The 16,188-nt window shown below is 59.9% G+C and carries 14 protein-coding genes; 10 read left to right on the top strand and 4 right to left on the bottom strand.

Going from position 1 to position 16,188, the window contains the following annotated elements; all coding sequences use genetic code 11:
- Positions 1-83: 83 nt before the first annotated feature.
- The 9 genes from panC (at position 84) to C9413_RS13220 (ending at position 9,748) form a co-directional block, all read left to right on the top strand.
- Positions 84-959: a pantoate--beta-alanine ligase gene (gene panC, locus C9413_RS13180; protein ID WP_040115719.1), complete on the top strand. Its 876-nt coding sequence runs from the start codon at positions 84-86 to the stop codon at positions 957-959.
- A complete protein-coding gene (panB, locus tag C9413_RS13185) occupies positions 959-1,789 on the top strand; it encodes a 3-methyl-2-oxobutanoate hydroxymethyltransferase (RefSeq protein ID WP_040115718.1) in 831 nt (276 codons plus the stop codon). The genes panC and panB overlap by 1 nt, the downstream gene beginning before the upstream one ends.
- 247 nt (positions 1,790-2,036) lie before the next feature.
- Positions 2,037-2,756 (top strand): DUF899 family protein, encoded by a 720-nt coding sequence (locus C9413_RS13190; RefSeq protein WP_040115717.1) that lies wholly within the window; start codon positions 2,037-2,039, stop codon positions 2,754-2,756.
- Positions 2,757-3,028: 272 nt separating this feature from the next.
- Positions 3,029-3,913 carry an AraC family transcriptional regulator gene (locus C9413_RS13195; protein WP_040116620.1) on the top strand — a complete coding sequence of 295 codons (885 nt, stop codon included), beginning with the start codon at positions 3,029-3,031 and terminating at the stop codon, positions 3,911-3,913.
- Between the two features lie 209 nt (positions 3,914-4,122).
- Positions 4,123-5,208, top strand: a complete 1,086-nt coding sequence (locus C9413_RS13200; RefSeq protein ID WP_040115716.1) for a sugar ABC transporter substrate-binding protein — start codon at positions 4,123-4,125, stop codon at positions 5,206-5,208.
- An 80-nt stretch (positions 5,209-5,288) separates the two neighbouring features.
- Positions 5,289-6,110 carry an ATP-binding cassette domain-containing protein gene (locus tag C9413_RS13205; protein WP_040116619.1) on the top strand — a complete coding sequence of 274 codons (822 nt, stop codon included), beginning with the start codon at positions 5,289-5,291 and terminating at the stop codon, positions 6,108-6,110.
- The gene (locus C9413_RS13210; protein ID WP_040115715.1) at positions 6,107-7,357 is read left to right on the top strand and encodes an ABC transporter permease; all 1,251 of its coding nucleotides are present in this window, start codon (positions 6,107-6,109) and stop codon (positions 7,355-7,357) included. The genes C9413_RS13205 and C9413_RS13210 overlap by 4 nt, the downstream gene beginning before the upstream one ends.
- Positions 7,358-7,382: 25 nt before the next feature.
- Positions 7,383-8,111, top strand: a complete 729-nt coding sequence (locus C9413_RS13215; RefSeq protein WP_040115714.1) for an SDR family oxidoreductase — start codon at positions 7,383-7,385, stop codon at positions 8,109-8,111.
- Positions 8,112-8,113: 2 nt separating this feature from the next.
- On the top strand, positions 8,114-9,748 hold the full coding sequence (locus tag C9413_RS13220) for an FGGY-family carbohydrate kinase (RefSeq protein ID WP_170250537.1): 1,635 nt from the start codon (positions 8,114-8,116) through the stop codon (positions 9,746-9,748).
- Between the two features lie 31 nt (positions 9,749-9,779).
- Here the strand turns inward: C9413_RS13220 and fhuB are convergent, their stop codons facing one another.
- From fhuB to C9413_RS13240, 4 genes are all read right to left on the bottom strand, one after another.
- On the bottom strand, positions 9,780-11,777 hold the full coding sequence (fhuB, locus tag C9413_RS13225; RefSeq protein WP_063856037.1) for a Fe(3+)-hydroxamate ABC transporter permease FhuB: 1,998 nt from the start codon (positions 11,775-11,777) through the stop codon (positions 9,780-9,782).
- Entirely contained in the window at positions 11,777-12,634 is an 858-nt protein-coding gene (locus C9413_RS13230; protein ID WP_063856024.1) for an ABC transporter substrate-binding protein, read from the bottom strand. The genes fhuB and C9413_RS13230 overlap by 1 nt, the downstream gene beginning before the upstream one ends.
- The gene (locus C9413_RS13235; RefSeq protein ID WP_052451813.1) at positions 12,634-14,757 is read right to left on the bottom strand and encodes a TonB-dependent siderophore receptor; all 2,124 of its coding nucleotides are present in this window, start codon (positions 14,755-14,757) and stop codon (positions 12,634-12,636) included. Before C9413_RS13235 ends, C9413_RS13230 begins: the two co-directional genes overlap by 1 nt.
- Positions 14,758-14,909: 152 nt before the next feature.
- Entirely contained in the window at positions 14,910-15,674 is a 765-nt protein-coding gene (locus C9413_RS13240; protein WP_040115712.1) for an ATP-binding cassette domain-containing protein, read from the bottom strand.
- 186 nt (positions 15,675-15,860) lie between these two features.
- Here C9413_RS13240 and C9413_RS13245 point away from each other — a divergent pair.
- A partial coding sequence (locus C9413_RS13245) for an ABC transporter transmembrane domain-containing protein (RefSeq protein ID WP_246703747.1) occupies positions 15,861-16,188 on the top strand: 328 nt, incomplete at its 3' end.

Below are 16,188 nucleotides of genomic sequence, written 5' to 3' on the forward strand. Positions count from 1 at the left end.
AATCGATATTATCTTAGCAGGTAAGTTGACGCTTCGCGCGAAATCAACTTCTATCCGCCACCGCTTTTTGGGGAGGTCGAGGGATGCGTGTCGTTACAAGGGTTGCCGAACTGCGCGAGCACATCGCGGCGATCAAGAATGAAGGCCGGACCCTTGGGTTCGTCCCGACGATGGGATACCTTCACGCCGGGCATATGGAACTGGTTGGGCGTGCATGCAGTGGCAACGATGCCGTCGTCGTCTCCATTTTCGTCAATCCGCTGCAGTTCGGAAGGAACGAAGATCTTACGCGCTATCCAAGAGACCTCGAAAGGGACAGCGCCATGCTGTCTGATGCCGGCGTCGATATCCTTTTTTCCCCAAGCGTTCAGGAGATGTATCCGCAGCCGATGCAGACGATCGTGGACGTGCCGGCGCTTGGTAGCGAGTTGGAGGGTGCCGTGCGGCCCGGACATTTTGCCGGCGTTGCGACCGTCGTGACCAAGCTTTTCAATATCGTTCAGCCGCATGCGGCCTATTTTGGCAAAAAGGACTACCAGCAGGTCGTCATCATCAAACGGATGGTCGAGGATCTTGCCCTGCCGGTCCGCATTGTCGCCGTCGAAACTGTCCGGGAGGCCGACGGACTGGCGTTTTCATCGCGAAACAGTTACCTGACGGCGGACGAACGTGCCGCTGCGGTGATCGTTCCAAAGGCACTGGACGAAGCCGAACGACTTTACCGCGACGGGATTGAGGAGCCGCAGGCTCTGGAGGCGGCATTGGCCGCGTTCATTGCACGCGAGCCGCTCGCCGAGGCTGAAGTCGTTGCCGTTCGCGATCCGCAGACCCTGACAAGGCTTGAAACCTTGCGCGATCGGCAAGCCCTTGTCGCCCTCTTCGTACGGATCGGTTCGACCAGGCTTCTTGACAACAGGATCATCGGCCACCGGAGCCAAATCCAGTCGAGGGCTGCGTGATGAGCAAGCCTTCCAGTCAAAAGCGGCTGACACCATTTCGCATCCAGTCCATGAAGGGCTCAACGCCGATCGTTTGCCTGACCGCTTATACGACACCAATGGCGCGCGCCCTTGACGCCCATTGCGATCTGCTTTTGGTCGGCGATTCCGTCGGCATGGTGCTCTACGGCCTGCCGAGCACGACTTCGGTTACGCTCGACATGATGATCGCCCATGGTCAGGCGGTCATGCGCGGAGTCTCGCGGGCCTGCGTCATCGTCGATCTGCCCTTCGGCAGCTATCAGGAATCGAAGGAACAGGCTTTTCGCAGTGCCGTGCGGATCATGCAGGAAACCGGCTGCGACGGCGTCAAGCTGGAGGGCGGCGAGGAGATGGTCGAGACCATCGCCTTTTTGACCGCGCGCGGCGTGCCGGTATGCGGACATATCGGACTGATGCCGCAACAGGTGCACACCGCCGGCGGTTACCGCTCGCTCGGCCACAACGAAAGCGAGATCGCCAGGGTCAGGCGCGATGCCCGAGCAGTCGGCGGATCCGGCGCTTTTGCAGTCGTCATCGAGGGAATGGTGGAGCCCCTGGCGCGCGAGGTGACCGCCTCGATCCACGCCGCGACGATCGGCATCGGCGCTTCGCCGGCCTGCGACGGCCAGATCCTGGTTGCCGAGGACATGTTGGGCGTGTTCATCGATTTCAAGCCCAAATTTGTCAAACGCTATGCCGATCTTGCACAGACAATCGAGGAGGCGGCAAGCACCTATGCTGACGATGTCCGGAATCGACGCTTCCCGGCCAAGGAACACACCTTCGACTTACGACCTCCACCGCCTTGATCCGCGGGTTCTGCAAGCCATGTTCCAATAAGCTCGCCTCCGCCAAGTCGTCGACGCCGGGTCGGCCGACCTTTCTTGGCATGCACCGGAAGACATTTATCAGCAGCGCTGTCGATTTTGGCGGCCGTCAATCGTCCTTGAACAGTCGAGCGCTCCAGTTCCGGAATGACGGCCGGCGCCTCGCGTTCAAAGCCTGGGAGAGACGGCACATGGCTCCTCTCTCACGATCAGATCGAAGGAGGATATTATGGCTGATCATCAGCACCTGACACCCGCAATCGAACTCGCCCGCAGAAACGGTGCCCGATTTCCGAACGAGAGTGAAGACTATCGGCGTGCGCGCGATGCGCTGCTTGCCGAAGAGATCGAGCTGCGGCGCCACATAGAACGCGTCGCCGAGCAACGGCGCGCTCTTCCGCCTGGAGGCGAAGTGACGAAGGAATACAGGTTCGAGGGAAGTACCGGTTTCGTGTCATTGAAAGACCTGATCGCCGACAAGGATACGCTGATTGTCTATAGCTACATGTTCGGTCCCGAACGCGAACGTCCTTGTCCTATGTGCACATCCTTATTGTCCGCCTGGGACGGGGAAGTTTCCGACATGCAGCAGCGCGTAGCGCTCGCAGTCGTTGCCCGTTCACCCCTCGAAAGACTGCTGTCGTTCAAGATGGAGCGCGGTTGGCGCTATCTGCCGCTTTATTCGGACATTGATGGCGACTATAGCCGGGACTATCGCGCGCTCGGTGAGGGCGGCAGCGATGATGCGGCGTTTAACGTCTTCACGCGACGCGACGGTACGATCCGGCATTTCTGGAGTGAGGAAATGGGATCGGCAACAGCCGACCCGGGACAGGATCCGCGCGGTGCGCCCGACCTTATGCCTCTCTGGACGGTGCTCGATTGCACGCCGGAAGGACGGGCGCCGGACTGGTATCCGAAGCTTTCCTATTCGCCTTTGAGCATCTGAAGCGAATGTCGGTGGCGGACGTCGCGCAAGGCAAGGCGGCGCGGCGTCATATGTCGGCTTCGATCTTTGCTGCCAAGAAGTCTTTGGCGAGGCCGAAAAACTGCATGATTGGTCACAAATCACAGGAGAATTGTCAAAAAAGTATCAGTGAGAGGTCGATGGCGTAGTAGCGATTGCTGATGTCTGCGCGTAAAGTCCCTTCAGATGATGACCTCTGGGAGGAGGCACCGTTGCCGGAGAAATTCCGGTTGATGCGCGGGGAGGAAGGTTCCATGAATCCAGATTTGGAAGTGGTCGCGATCGGCAGCGGCGAATCCTTCAAGGCCTGGGAGCATGGTTATCCCTACCGTACGGTCCGCTGGCACTTCCATCCCGAATATGAAATCCACCATGTCGTCGCGACGACGGGACAGTACTTCGTCGGCGATTTCATCGGCGAATTCGAGCCCGACAACCTTGTGCTCACCGGACCGAACCTGCCGCACAATTGGGTGAGCGACGTGCCGCCGGGCACATGCCTTCCACTGCGCTGCCGGGTGCTTCAGTTCACCGAATCCTTCCTTGCAGATGCAAGTCGGATTTTTCCGGAACTCTCGGCTTGTGCCGGCATTTTGGAAATGAGCCGTCGAGGTGCGCTGTTCACACCCCAAACGGCATCGCTCGTCGGCCCGCTCCTTGGGGAGCTGGTCGAAGCCAAGGGAATTCGCCGCATTGAGCTTTTCATGAACGTGCTCGAGGCGCTGAGTTCTGCGCAGGGCACGCGCACGCTCGCAAGCGCGCTTTATCATCCGGATCCCTCGGGCTTCATGTCAGCCGGGGTGAACCAGGCGCTAGCCTTTATCAACACGCATCTGACCGAACCGTTCAGCGAAGGTGACCTTGCCGAGTTGACCGGGCAAAGCCCAAGTGCGTTTTCACGCAGCTTCCGTCGGCATACCGGCATGGCGCTCGTTCAATATGTAAACCGGCTGCGGATCAACTTCGCCTGCCATCTGCTGATGAGCGAAACCGCCATGTCGATAACCGACATCTGCTTTGCGGCCGGCTTCAACAATATCTCGAATTTCAATCGCCGTTTTCTGGATCAGAAGGGCATGGCGCCCTCGCGTTTCAGAATATTGCTGGCACAAAATGCAAGAGCGGTGGAGGCCGCCTAAAAAGGGAGGACCGGGGAGGAGAAAACGAACAACAAGGGCAAGGCGAACGGGCACACAAGTGGCCCGAACGGGATTGCTTGTCCGCAAATCAGCCTGAGAAGCGCCGGTCAAGAAGGCGCTTCGGACGGCCGGATCGCCCAAAGAGTGTCGAGTTCGAGCGAGCTTGACACTTCGTTGAAACAGTTACCATTTGGTACGGAGAAATTCCAATGACCCACTTCGCATGGAAATTGGCAGGCGCAGCAGCGCTCGCCGTCGGTCTTCTCAGCGGCACGTCCGCCTTTGCCCAGTCTGCAAAGGTAACCGATGCAACGGTTGCCTTTCTGATGCCCGACCAGAGCTCCACACGCTATGAGGAGCACGACTATCCGGGCTTTGAAGCGGAAATGAAAAAACTCTGCGCCGGTTGCAAGGTGATTTACCAAAACGCAAACGGCGACGCTTCGCGCCAGCAGCAGCAGTTCAACTCGGCGATCTCGCAGGGCGCCAAGGCGATCGTGCTCGACCCGGTCGATTCCACGGCTGCCGCATCGCTGGTCAAAATGGCGCAGAGCCAGGGCGTCAAGGTGATTGCCTATGACCGGCCGATTCCCTCTGCCGCTGCAGACTATTATGTCTCCTTCAACAATGAGGAAATCGGTAAGATGATCGCCAAATCGCTGGTCGATCATCTGAAGGAAAAGAACGTACAGGCTGGCGACGGCGGTCTTCTTGAGATCAACGGCTCGCCGACGGATGCTGCCGCAGGCCTCATCAAGAAGGGAATCCATGCCGGTCTCGCCGAAGGCGGCTATCCCATCCTTGCCGAATTCGATACGCCGGAATGGGCTCCGCCGAAGGCGCAGCAGTGGGCGAGCGGACAGATCACCCGTTTCGGCAAGAAGATCATCGGTGTTGTGGCCGCCAATGACGGCACGGGTGGTGCTGCCGTTGCAGCCTTCAAGGCTGCCGGCATCGATCCTGTGCCGCCGGTCACCGGCAACGATGCGACGATCGCTGGCCTGCAGCTCATCATCGCAGGCGATCAGTACAACACCATCTCCAAGCCAAGCGAGATCGTGGCCGCGGCTGCGGCGAATGTCGCCATCCAGCTGCTGTCGGGCGAAACCCCGAAGGCTGATACCACGCTCTTCGACACGCCGACGCAACTCTTTACGCCGGCGCTCGTTACCGCCGAAAACCTGAAGGCCGAGATCATCGACAAAACAGTCAATGGCAAGCCGATCCAGACCCCGGAGCAGCTCTGCACGGATCGCTACGCCGAAGGCTGCAAGAAGCTCGGCATCGGCAGCTGATCTGTCCTCCCGGAAGTCCCTTCGACCGCTCTTGCGAGCGGCCGAAGGGCCTGAAATTCATGATGAAAGGCTCGCGACAGATGACTGACGCTTCCAACCAAGCAGCCCCGGCCGGCGAAGTGGTGCTCAGCCTAAAAGGTATCTCGAAACATTTCGGTGCCGTCTCGGCGCTCACCGATATCGATCTTGACGTTCACGCAGGCGAAGTCGTGGCGCTCGTCGGGGACAACGGCGCTGGCAAATCGACGCTCGTGAAGATCCTCGCCGGCGTCCACCAGCCGAGTTCGGGCGAGATCACTTTCGGCGGCAGCAAGGTGACGTTGGCCGACCCGAGTGCGGCCCTCTCCTTGGGGATTGCAACCGTGTTTCAGGACCTTGCGCTTTGCGAGAACCTTGATGTCGTTGCCAACATCTTCCTCGGCCGGGAGCTCAGCCCGTTAAAGCTTGACGAGACCGCGATGGAGGTTCGTGCCTGGACGCTGTTGAACGAGCTTTCGGCCCGCATTCCAAGTGTCCGCATTCCGATCGCATCGCTGTCGGGTGGACAGCGACAGACGGTGGCGATTGCAAGGTCCCTGCTTCTGGAGCCGAAGCTCATCCTGCTCGACGAACCGACGGCCGCCCTTGGCGTTGCCCAGACGGCAGAGGTGCTGAACCTAATCGAGCGGGTGCGCGACCGCGGCCTCGGGGTTGTAATGATCAGCCATAATATGGAGGACGTGCGTGCAGTAGCCGATCGCATCGTCGTCTTGAGGCTCGGGCGGAACAACGGAGTTTTCTATCCCGATGCGTCCAACCAGGAACTCGTCACCGCCATTACCGGGGCAAGCGAAAATGCAGTCTCGCGCCGCGCCGGCCGGCGTCAGGCGCAGCAGGATATGAGGCAGGAGGGGCAGATATGACCAGCGATGTGAAACAAACAGCGACGCTTCTGGATCGCGGTGATGTTCGCGTCAGCCACGATGCGGGCATTGGCGCGACGATCCGCTCTTCGATCGATAAGGTGCGCTCGGGCGATCTCGGCTCGCTTCCCGTGGTCGTCGGCCTGGTGATCATCTGGACAGTCTTCGGCACCCTCAACCCGACATTTCTTTCAAGCAACAACCTTGCAAACTTGCTTTTCGACGCCTCAACGGTCGGGGTGATTTCGCTTGGAATCGTTTGCGTGCTGATGGTCGGCGAGATCGACCTGTCCGTTGGTTCAATCAGTGGCTTTGCTTCCGCCATGGTCGGCATGCTGTGGGTCAATCAGGGTTGGCCCGTGGCGGTTGCGATCATTGCCGCCGTCCTTGTCGGCGGATTGATCGGCTCGCTCTATGCTCTGCTTTTCAATCGCCTTGGAATGCCAAGTTTCGTTTCGACGCTTGCCGGCCTGCTGGCGGTGCTCGGAATGCAGCTCTATCTGCTCGGCGCAACAGGCTCGATCAACCTGCCTTACGGCTCGTCTTTGGTGAATTTCGGGCAGCTGCTCGTCATTCCGCGTCCACTCGCATACTTGTGTGCGCTGCTGCCGGGCGTCGTGATGCTGATTTCAGGCTATCGGGCTGCGCAACGCCGCAGACAAGCCAATCTCTCGTCGCGCTCAATCGGTGCTCTCGTCGTGCGTGTCGCTGCAATCACGATCCTTCTCGAATTCGTCGTCTTTTATCTCAATCAGGATCGCGGCATCCCGTGGATGTTCGCGCTCTTCGTCGCGCTTGCGATCGTGATGAACTACGCGCTCACCCGGACTCAATGGGGCCGCTCGATGGCGGCCGTCGGCGGCAATCGCGAGGCGGCACGCCGTGCAGGCATCAATGTTCGGCTCATCTACACCAGCGCCTTCGTTCTCTGCGCCATGTTTGCCGCACTCGGCGGCGTGCTTGCGGCGGCACGTCTGGCATCGGCAAGCCAGCAGGCCGGGACGGGCGACGTCAACCTGAATGCGATCGCAGCAGCCGTCATCGGCGGAACAAGCCTCTTCGGTGGCCGCGGCAGCGCTTACTCGGCACTTCTCGGCATCATCGTTATCCAGTCGATCGCAAGCGGTCTGACGATGCTCGATCTGTCTTCGGCCCTTCGCTACATGATCACCGGCGCAGTTCTTGCCATCGCAGTCATCGTCGACTCGCTGGCACGCCGGTCGAGAGTCTCGCACGGCCGCGCCTGATACAACTACGAAAGCAAGGATTGATATGGGACAGGAACTTTCTGGAAAGGTCGCAGCGATTACCGGGGCTGCCTCGGGGATCGGTCTTGAATGCGCCAAGTCTTTATTGCGGGAGGGGGCGAGCGTCGCTCTCATCGACAAAGCCGAAGACTCACTGAGGAGCATATGCTCCGAGCTGGGTGCGAACGCTTTCCCTCTGGCTGCCGATCTAACCAATCCCGCCAGCGTCTCAATGATGATGCCGCAGATTTTGGAGCGGTTCGGAAAGCTCGATATCTTTCACGCCAATGCAGGCTCCTACATCGGCGGGCAGGTGGTGGACGGCGATCCTGATGCCTGGGACCGAATGCTGAACTTGAATATCAATGCGGCCTTCCGATCGGTTCAGGCGGTCTTGCCGCATATGGTGGAGAGAAAGACCGGCGACATCATCATGACCAGTTCGATCGCCGGCCTGGTTCCCGTGGTGTGGGAGCCGATCTATACTGCGTCCAAACATGCCGTGCAGGCCTTCGTCCATACGGTCAGGCGCCAGGTCATAAAGCATGGCATACGCGTCGGCGCGGTCGCACCCGGCCCGGTGGTGACGGCGCTGATCAGCGACTGGCCGAAAGAAAAACTCGATGAGACAATTGCCGCAGGAGGATTGATGGAAGCCAGGGAGGTCGCAGACGCCGTGCTCTTCATGCTGACGCGACCACGCAACGTGACGATCCGCGATCTCGTCATCTTGCCGCACAGCACGGACCTTTGACCATGGCGCAATTCTTTATCGGCGTCGATGTAGGTACAGGCAGCGCGCGCGCAGGGGTCTTCGACGAACACGGCATTCTGCGGGCGGCTGCAAAACGTCCCATCACGATCTGGTATGAGGCAGGCAGCATCGTCGAGCAATCGAGCGAGCAGATATGGAAAGCAGTCTGCGACAGCGTCAAGGAAGCTGTCGCAGCGGCGGAAATTCCACCTGCAGCTGTTGCCGGTCTGGGTTTTGATGCCACCTGTTCTCTCGTTTCAGTGACGGCCGAAGGCGCCCCGGTCGCCGTTGGTCCCTCCGGCGACCCCAACCGAAATATCATCGTCTGGATGGATCACCGTGCCGCCGGTGAAGCTGCGGAAATCAATGTCGGAGACCATAAGGTCCTGCGTTATGTCGGCGGGCGGATCTCCCCGGAAATGGAAACGCCGAAGCTTCTCTGGCTGAAGCGCAATCTGCCGGCCTCCTTTGCCGCTGCCGGTCACTTCTTCGACCTTGCGGACTATCTGACCTGGCGCGCAACAGGCTCGCTCAGCCGGTCGGTCTGCACGGTCACCTGCAAATGGACCTTTCTTGCCCACGAGAACCGTTGGGATGCACGGTACTTCGAGGCGATCGGGCTTGAGGAATTGGCAGCCGAAGGCTTTTCAAGGATAGGCACGGACATCGTCGATCCCGGCACGGCGCTGGCAAATGGGCTCACCGAACAAGCCGCTGCCGATCTCGGATTGACGGTCGCAACGCCGGTCGGAGCTGCGCTGATCGATGCGCATGCGGGGGGTGTCGGCACGCTCGGCGGGGCCGAGGCAAGCGGCCATTCGGATGTCAGAAACAGGCTTGCCTACATCTTCGGTACATCCGCCTGCTCGATGGTCTCAAGCGACAGCCCAGTATTCGTAAATGGCGTCTGGGGACCGTACTTCTCGGCCATGGTGCCAGGGCTCTGGCTGACGGAAGGCGGGCAGTCAGCGGCAGGTGCTGCCATAGACCATCTTGTGACGATGCATCCCGCCTCCGGTGAAGCACAGGCGAAAGCGGACGCTGCGGGCATGCCTCTTGTTACATGGCTTGACGGGCAAGCCACTAAGATGTGCCCGGAGCTTGGGCGCGCCGTCGAGCTTGCCAAGTCTCTTCACGTCGTGCCGGAGTTTCTCGGAAACCGGTCACCGCATGCTGACCCCGGCGCGCGGGCAGTCGTCGCCGGCATCGGACTTGATACAGATATTTCCGACCTGATTTCCCTCTACATCGCCGGCCTCTGCGGCATCGGCTACGGCCTCAAGCAGCTCCTGGAAAAACTGGCGCAGGACGGCATTGCGCTTGACCTGATCGTTGCCAGCGGTGGTGCGGCGCAAAGCAATCTCGTGCGCCAGCTTCTGGCCGATACGACGAATCTGCCGGTGGCAATCGCCGACACCGAGGAGCCTGTGCTGCTTGGTGCGGCAATGCTCGGGGCCGTCGCTGGCGGACATCATCCTTCCCTGCCCGAAGCGATGAAGGTGATGTCGCGTCTCTCCAAAACCTTCCATCCGACCGGTGGTGCGATTGCGGCTCTGCACACAAACAGGTACCGGGCTTTTGAACTGCTGCAGTCGGCAGACCGGAATGTCCGTTCGCTTTCATTGACCGGCGATTGATCGCGCCGCTGCTAAAGACAGAAGGCGATGTCTATCGGGAGCGGCTCATTACGATCAAGAAAAACGGGCCGCCGGCGAGAGCTGTCAGCAGACCTGCCGGTATCTGCCACGGAAAAATGATGGTTCTTCCCATCCAATCGGCCGCGATCAATATGAGTGCACCGTAAAATGCAGAAGCGAATATTTCGCCGGCCGGTCTTCGGAACCCCGTCATTCTCGCAAAGTGCGGCGCCATCAGCCCGACGAAACTGAGCGGTCCGATCAGCAGCGTGGCGAGGGCTGTCGGGATCGCGATGAGGCAAAGGAGGATGGCGCGAACGGCAACGACACCGAGGCCCAGCGAGCGCGACACGGTTTCGCCAAGCGGCAAGACGGCGAGCCAGCGGATCGTCAAAGGCGCGACGGATAGAAGAAGGATCGCGACAGCGGCTGCTGCTGTCGCCTGAGTTGGCGTTGCCCGGTAGGTGGATCCCGAGAGCCAGGCGAGCAGGAAGTCCGTCCTCGGATCGCCGCTTGCAAGAGCGAGAGCTGCGAGCGCGGAGGCAAGCGTCGTCACAGATGTCCCCGCGAGCAGAAGCTTCTCCGGCGAAAGGCGCTGCCGGCCAGCGACAAACATGACGAGCGCGAGCGTTGCGAAGGCGCCGACGCTTGCGGCCATTGCCAGCGAAAGCCGATCGATGCTGGAGGTGACGACAAAAAGCGCAAGCACGCCGAGGCTTGCCCCACCTGAGACACCGATCACTTCGGGAGCAGCCATGCTGTTTGCGGTCATCCGCTGAAGCAATGTGCCGCAAACTCCAAACATGGCTCCCGCCGCAAGCGCCACGCCGATCCGTGGCAACCGCAATTCGGCCAATTGACCGATCTCTGCTGCCGCGATGGAGCCCCAGCCGTTTGCACCCTTTCCAAAGAAAAAAACAAGGCCTGTCGCAACGACAAGTGCCACGGCAAGCAGAAGAAGCGCCGGCATTTTGTGAGGAGCGACGGCAGCGAATGTGCCCTCTCGGCTGTCCAGGGACACGGTCTTCGAACGAAGCAGGAAGAAGAACAGCAGGGGTGCTCCGAGAAGTGCTGTCGCAGCGCCTGCGGGAAATGCCATCTCCTTGAAGTGGAACTGGATCAGTTGATCGACCAGCCAAAGCTGCGAGGCGGCAATCAGTGGCGACCAGACCATGCGCTGCAGCAGCGTCCTTGCGCCAGCGATGCGCGCGAAGGCAGGGGCTGCGAGTGCAATGAAGCTTATGACGCCGACTGCCGCAACGACGAATGCGCTCATTGCTACTGCGATCGAAAGACCGATAAGCCTGATGGCTGCCGGCCTGATGCCAAGGCTACCGGCACTTTCATCGCCCGCTTCCAGCAGCCGCAAGGGCCGCAGGAACATGAATGCAAGGACACTGCAAACAGTAATCTGCGGAAGCAGCGCCCGGATGACGGCGTCGCCGTTCTGGATCAACGATCCGCTCTGCCAGATAAAAAGCTCCTCGGTATACTCGCGATTGATGGCCATGAGCAGGGCGCTCGCCGAACCGCAGGTCAAACTGACGACAAGCCCTGAGACAATGACGGCGACTGGCGAAAATTGCCGGCGCTGTGCGAGCAAAAAGACGAGGAACGTCGTCAACGCACCGCCCAGGAGCGCGATGACACCACGTCCGTTTTCGAGCGCTACGGGGGCGTAAAGCGTTGCGATGGTCAAGGCGAGCCCAGCGCCGGCATTCGTGCCGATGGTCGTTGGCTCTGCCAGTGGGTTGCGAAGCAGATGCTGGATCAGGATGCCGGAGAGCCCGAGGCCCAGGCCGGCGAGGATGCTGACCGCGACACGCGGCATGAAGGCGTGGCGGAAAAGCAGTTCCTGCGATTTCGCATTGTCGGTTTCGACAAGCGCGGACCACCAGGCGGAAAGCGGCAACAGCCGTTCGGCTCCGGCAATAGTCAGGGCCATCGCGGTGATCGCGGGGATGGCGACGAGCAGCATGAGTTTCCAAAAGCCGCTGCTTTCCGCCGATATCGGCTGATCGATGACCATCATGCCTGCACGACGTTTTCGATCAAGTTGGCGAAACGGGCGGCAGCGGCCAACCCACCGAAGGGCCACACCGGGGGAATCGTTGCAACATTTCCAGCTCTGACACAGGGCAGGCTGGTCCAGAGCGTACTCTGCACAATGCGGATGCGGATATGCGCCGGGATCGGATCGAGCAAAACCAGATGGGCATTACCGATTGTCGTAAGCGCATCGATGCCAACGATTGAAAATCCCCATTCCGATGTCCGGCCGGTCCACGCGTTGACCAGCCCGATGCGGTCAAACACGTCTTGGAACAGGCTGCCTCTTCCATAGACCCGCACGTGGCGGTCGTCGAACATGCTGACGATCGCGATCGGACCGGCCGGGCGGGTGCGAAGAGCATCCCTGGTATCATTGATCGTGCGCAGGGCTTGGCTGACATGCTCCCGCGCTTCCTCCTGCCGTCGCAGAAGAGCGCCGAGTTTTACGGTTTCGGCTGCCGCCTGAGCAAGCGGCGTGCTCTTTCCGTCATAGAACGGAACGCTGAACACCGGCGCAAAGTGCGCAAACATTGTTTCATCAATCCCGTAGCCATAGGCGCCTGCGATCAGATCGGGACGAAGCGCGCTGATCACTTCGAGGTTCGGTTCGCCGCGGGCGCCGAGATCAAATGTCGACAAGGGCAGTGCGGGCGCAGCGACCCAGTCCCGATAGCCTTTGAGATCGGCAACCGCCAATGGCTGCACGCCGAGCGACATGAACATTTCGGCCGATGTCCATTCGAGGCAGACGATGCGTCGCGGCGGGGATGCGAAGGCCGCCGGTGCGAAAGCCGATGCGGCTAGCCCGCCGAATAAAGTCCGCCGGGTAAACATTACCAACGGTATTTCACCGAGCCGACGATCTTGCGGCCCTCGCCGAAAAAGCATCCGGCCGTTTGCGAAAAGCACGAGGCCACATAGCGCTTGTCGAAGAGATTACTGACGTTCAGCTGGAACTCGTAGTCTTTCCACTGGTAATTTGCGGCAAGGTCGACAAGTGTAACGCTCGCAACCTTGAACGAATTCGCATCGTCGCCATAGGTCGATCCGATGTAGCGGATGCCTGCGGCTAGGCCGAGACCCTCCAACGTGCCGCGCTGGAGCGTGTACTTTGCCCATAGAGACGCGCGATGGCGAGGCACGCCGTAAGGCGTGTTGCCGCCGGTTCCCTCGGTATCGTCCATGATCTCGGTATCGAGATAGGCATAAGCAAGCTTGATATCCCAGCCCTCATCGAGGCTTGCGACGCCTTCGAGTTCGACGCCGCGGGAGCGGATTTCTCCGGTCTGCACCGCAGTACTTCCTTGATAGCGAACGGCATTGTCTTTCGTCAGATCAAAGGCCGAAAGCGTCACGAAGCTGTTATAGCCTTCCGGCTGATACTTCACGCCGACCTCGTATTGCCGCCCTGTTTCGGGATCAAAGCTCGGATCGTCAAGCACCGGCATGAACGAGGTCGAATAGCTGGCGTAGGGCGCAAGACCGTTATCGGCCAGATAGACAAGGCCGAGGCGGCCGGTAAAGGCACGATCGGATTTGTCCGTGCGGCTTCCGTCAAACTGCTCGAGCGTTTCCATTCGCGCCCAGTCGTGACGGAGGCCGCCCGTCAGCACGAATTTGTCGAACTTGACCTGGTCGTTCACGTAAAGGCCGAGCTGATGCTGTGTCGTCTTCGCGTCTGTATAGACATCAAGTGCTGGCAGCGGCGAGCCGTAGACCGGATTGAAGACATCAATTGGATCGACATCGGCATAGGTGCCCCAGTCTTTGAAATGTGTATACTGATAATCAAGCCCGAAAAGCATCTTATGCGCAAGCGGACCGGTGTCGAACATTGCCTCCGCCTGATTGTCGATCGCAAAGCTTGCCAGCTGCGATCGGCCTTCGTCGGCATAACGCATGAGGGTGCGTCCGTCGGCGGCGAGTCCGTTGCCAAAAACCCCTTCCTGTACGTTTTTCAGATAGGAATAGCGCGCGTTCTGCCGGAAAGCCCACGTCTCGTCGATTTGGTGCTCGAACGCGTAGCCAATCGTCGCAATCGTCAGGTCATAGCGGTCAAAATCCGGTTCGCCGACAAACCTGTCGCGTGGAATTTCGCCATTCGCGTTCGGCAGGACGGTTCCGGATGCAGGCAGAAACTGGATGCCCCAACCGGTGAAGTCCTTCTGGTATTTTGCAAAGACCGTCAGGCTCGTTTCGTCGTCCGGCGCCCATTTGACGGAGGGTGCGAGGTAGACGCGATCGTCGTTGACGAAGTCCACATGTGTGTCGCCCTTGCGGCCAAGACCCGTTAGGCGGTAGCTGAATACCCCGTCTTCGGTGATCGGACCACCAATATCGAATTGTGCTTCGTAGCGGTCGAAGCTGCCGGCGCTGAGGCCCACTTCGCCGAACGCTTCGGCAGTCGGGCGTTTGCTGGAGTAATTGATGATGCCGCCGGGGCTGTTCTGGCCGTAAAGTACGGAAGCCGGACCGCGCACAAGCTCGATGGCTTCGGCGCCGTAAGTCTCCAGCGACAGGAAGGAGGCGAATTCCGTTCCCTTCGAATGCAGGCCATCGACATAGAAGATTTCGTCGGAGACGTTAAAGCCGCGGATTTGCAGCCCATAGCCGCGAGTATCCGATCCATTATTCTCGCCGGCGACGCCTGCGCTGTAACGCAGGGCCGCATTCAGGGTTTCGGCGCCTTGCGCGTCGATCTGGTCCGCCGTGATCACGGACACCGACTGCGGCGTTTCGATCAGCGGGGTATCGCTCTTGCCGGCTGCGCGCCCGGCTTTGGCAACGTAACCTTCCTCTTCGAATATGCCGCTGCCGTATGCACCGCCGCCATCCCCTTGGATGACGACAGGCTGCAGCACCGTCACTGCCTGATCCTGCGCAAGCGCCGGTAGAAAAAAGCCTGCGCTGCATGAAAGAGAAAGAATGGTGCGGCCAAGCGCGGAACGAAAGGACATCGCTGCTCCCCAGGCAAAATCCGATATCGAAATGAAATGCTGGTGGCTGGGGCGCAGGGGCCGTGGCTTCCGTGCCCGACACCTATTAAAGTTGCCAGTCACTGTCAACTTTCAGGCGGGAAGTTTCCGCCCTTCGAACTTGCAATCCAGAACTATTGGGCCACCGCCACGAGCCGACCGGATCGTTGCTGCATCACATCCATTCGGACATTGTAGATCTTATCGAGTTCGGCAGGTCTCATGATTTCCGCCGGTGTCCCCCGTGCAATCAAGCGCCCGGAATGCAGCGCGACGATTTCGTCGCAGAATCGCGCCGCCATGTTGACGTCGTGAAGCACGGCGATGACGCTGAGGCCCTTCTCGCGCGAAAGTGTCTGGGTCAGCGCCAGCACTTCGAGTTGATGGCCGATGTCGAGTGCTGAGATGGGTTCGTCAAGCAGTAGGCAATCGGCATCTTGGGCTACAAGCATCGCCAGCCAAACGCGCTGGCGTTCTCCGCCCGACAGCGTATCGACAAGCCTGCCGGCCACTGAGGCGGTGCCTGTCAGTTCCAGCGCCTCGCAAACCTTGGTGCGATCCGCTTCTGCGAAGCGGCCGAGCGCACCATGCCAGGGGTAGCGGCCGAGCGCGACAAGCTCCTTGACAAGCATCCCCGGCGCTGCCGGCGTTTGCTGCGGCAGGTAGCCGAGGCGGCGGGCAAAGGCGCGGCCCGGCCATTCGGCAAGCGCCTTGCCTTCCAAGCGTATCGTGCCGGAAGAAGGCTGTTGCTGGCGGGCGAGAAGCTTCAGCAGCGTCGATTTTCCGGAACCGTTATGGCCGATCAACGCGACCGTTTTTCCGGCTGCAAAGTCCAGCGTCAGCGGGTGCAGCAGGGTACGGCCTTCGATGACGAAGCCGACGTCTTGAAGAGAGAGCATGGAAGCGGTGCCCGCGTCGGAACCTTTCGCCTCGGTGGCAGTTGCCGGTTTCTTATCAACATGCAATGTCATGCACAGCGCCCTATTGGCTCTCGTCAAAAAATATGAGAGTGCGGATCATGTTTCGCATCAATGCGCGCTTATCGTCAATGCCGCCGTTTAAGCTCACTCCCTTCAAAGGTCGAAATGCTCCGCCGTTTCTTTTCCTATTACAGGCCCTATCGCGGCCTCTTCGTGCTGGATTTCAGCTGCGCGATCATCTCGGGCCTGCTCGAGCTCGGCTTTCCGATGGCTGTGAAGCTGTTCGTCGACCGGCTTCTGATCGGCCAGGACTGGCTGCTCATTTTATTGGCATCTGCCGGTCTTCTGGTGGTTTATGTGATCAACACCGGCTTGATGGCGATCGTCACCTATTGGGGCCATATGCTCGGCATCAACATCGAGACCGCCATGCGCCGGGCGGCCTTCGACCCTCTCCCGACGCTCTCCGTCCGCTATTACGACAATCATACTC

Source organism: Rhizobium sp. SEMIA 4085, assembly GCF_013004495.1.
In the GTDB taxonomy this organism is placed as follows: domain Bacteria; phylum Pseudomonadota; class Alphaproteobacteria; order Rhizobiales; family Rhizobiaceae; genus Rhizobium; species Rhizobium gallicum.

Excerpts from the sequence above, each read along its gene's own strand:
- C9413_RS13205 (WP_040116619.1), top strand. The coding sequence starts at position 5,289 with ATGACTGACGCTTCCAACCAAGCAGCCCCGGCCGGCGAAGTGGTGCTC.
- C9413_RS13195 (WP_040116620.1), top strand. The coding sequence starts at position 3,029 with ATGAATCCAGATTTGGAAGTGGTCGCGATCGGCAGCGGCGAATCCTTC.
- fhuB (WP_063856037.1), bottom strand. The coding sequence starts at position 11,777 with ATGGTCATCGATCAGCCGATATCGGCGGAAAGCAGCGGCTTTTGGAAA.
- C9413_RS13235 (WP_052451813.1), bottom strand. The coding sequence starts at position 14,757 with ATGTCCTTTCGTTCCGCGCTTGGCCGCACCATTCTTTCTCTTTCATGC.
- C9413_RS13200 (WP_040115716.1), top strand. The coding sequence starts at position 4,123 with ATGACCCACTTCGCATGGAAATTGGCAGGCGCAGCAGCGCTCGCCGTC.
- C9413_RS13190 (WP_040115717.1), top strand. The coding sequence starts at position 2,037 with ATGGCTGATCATCAGCACCTGACACCCGCAATCGAACTCGCCCGCAGA.
- panB (WP_040115718.1), top strand. The coding sequence starts at position 959 with ATGAGCAAGCCTTCCAGTCAAAAGCGGCTGACACCATTTCGCATCCAG.
- C9413_RS13230 (WP_063856024.1), bottom strand. The coding sequence starts at position 12,634 with ATGTTTACCCGGCGGACTTTATTCGGCGGGCTAGCCGCATCGGCTTTC.
- C9413_RS13215 (WP_040115714.1), top strand. The coding sequence starts at position 7,383 with ATGGGACAGGAACTTTCTGGAAAGGTCGCAGCGATTACCGGGGCTGCC.
- C9413_RS13220 (WP_170250537.1), top strand. The coding sequence starts at position 8,114 with ATGGCGCAATTCTTTATCGGCGTCGATGTAGGTACAGGCAGCGCGCGC.
- panC (WP_040115719.1), top strand. The coding sequence starts at position 84 with ATGCGTGTCGTTACAAGGGTTGCCGAACTGCGCGAGCACATCGCGGCG.
- C9413_RS13210 (WP_040115715.1), top strand. The coding sequence starts at position 6,107 with ATGACCAGCGATGTGAAACAAACAGCGACGCTTCTGGATCGCGGTGAT.
- C9413_RS13240 (WP_040115712.1), bottom strand. The coding sequence starts at position 15,674 with ATGCTCTCTCTTCAAGACGTCGGCTTCGTCATCGAAGGCCGTACCCTG.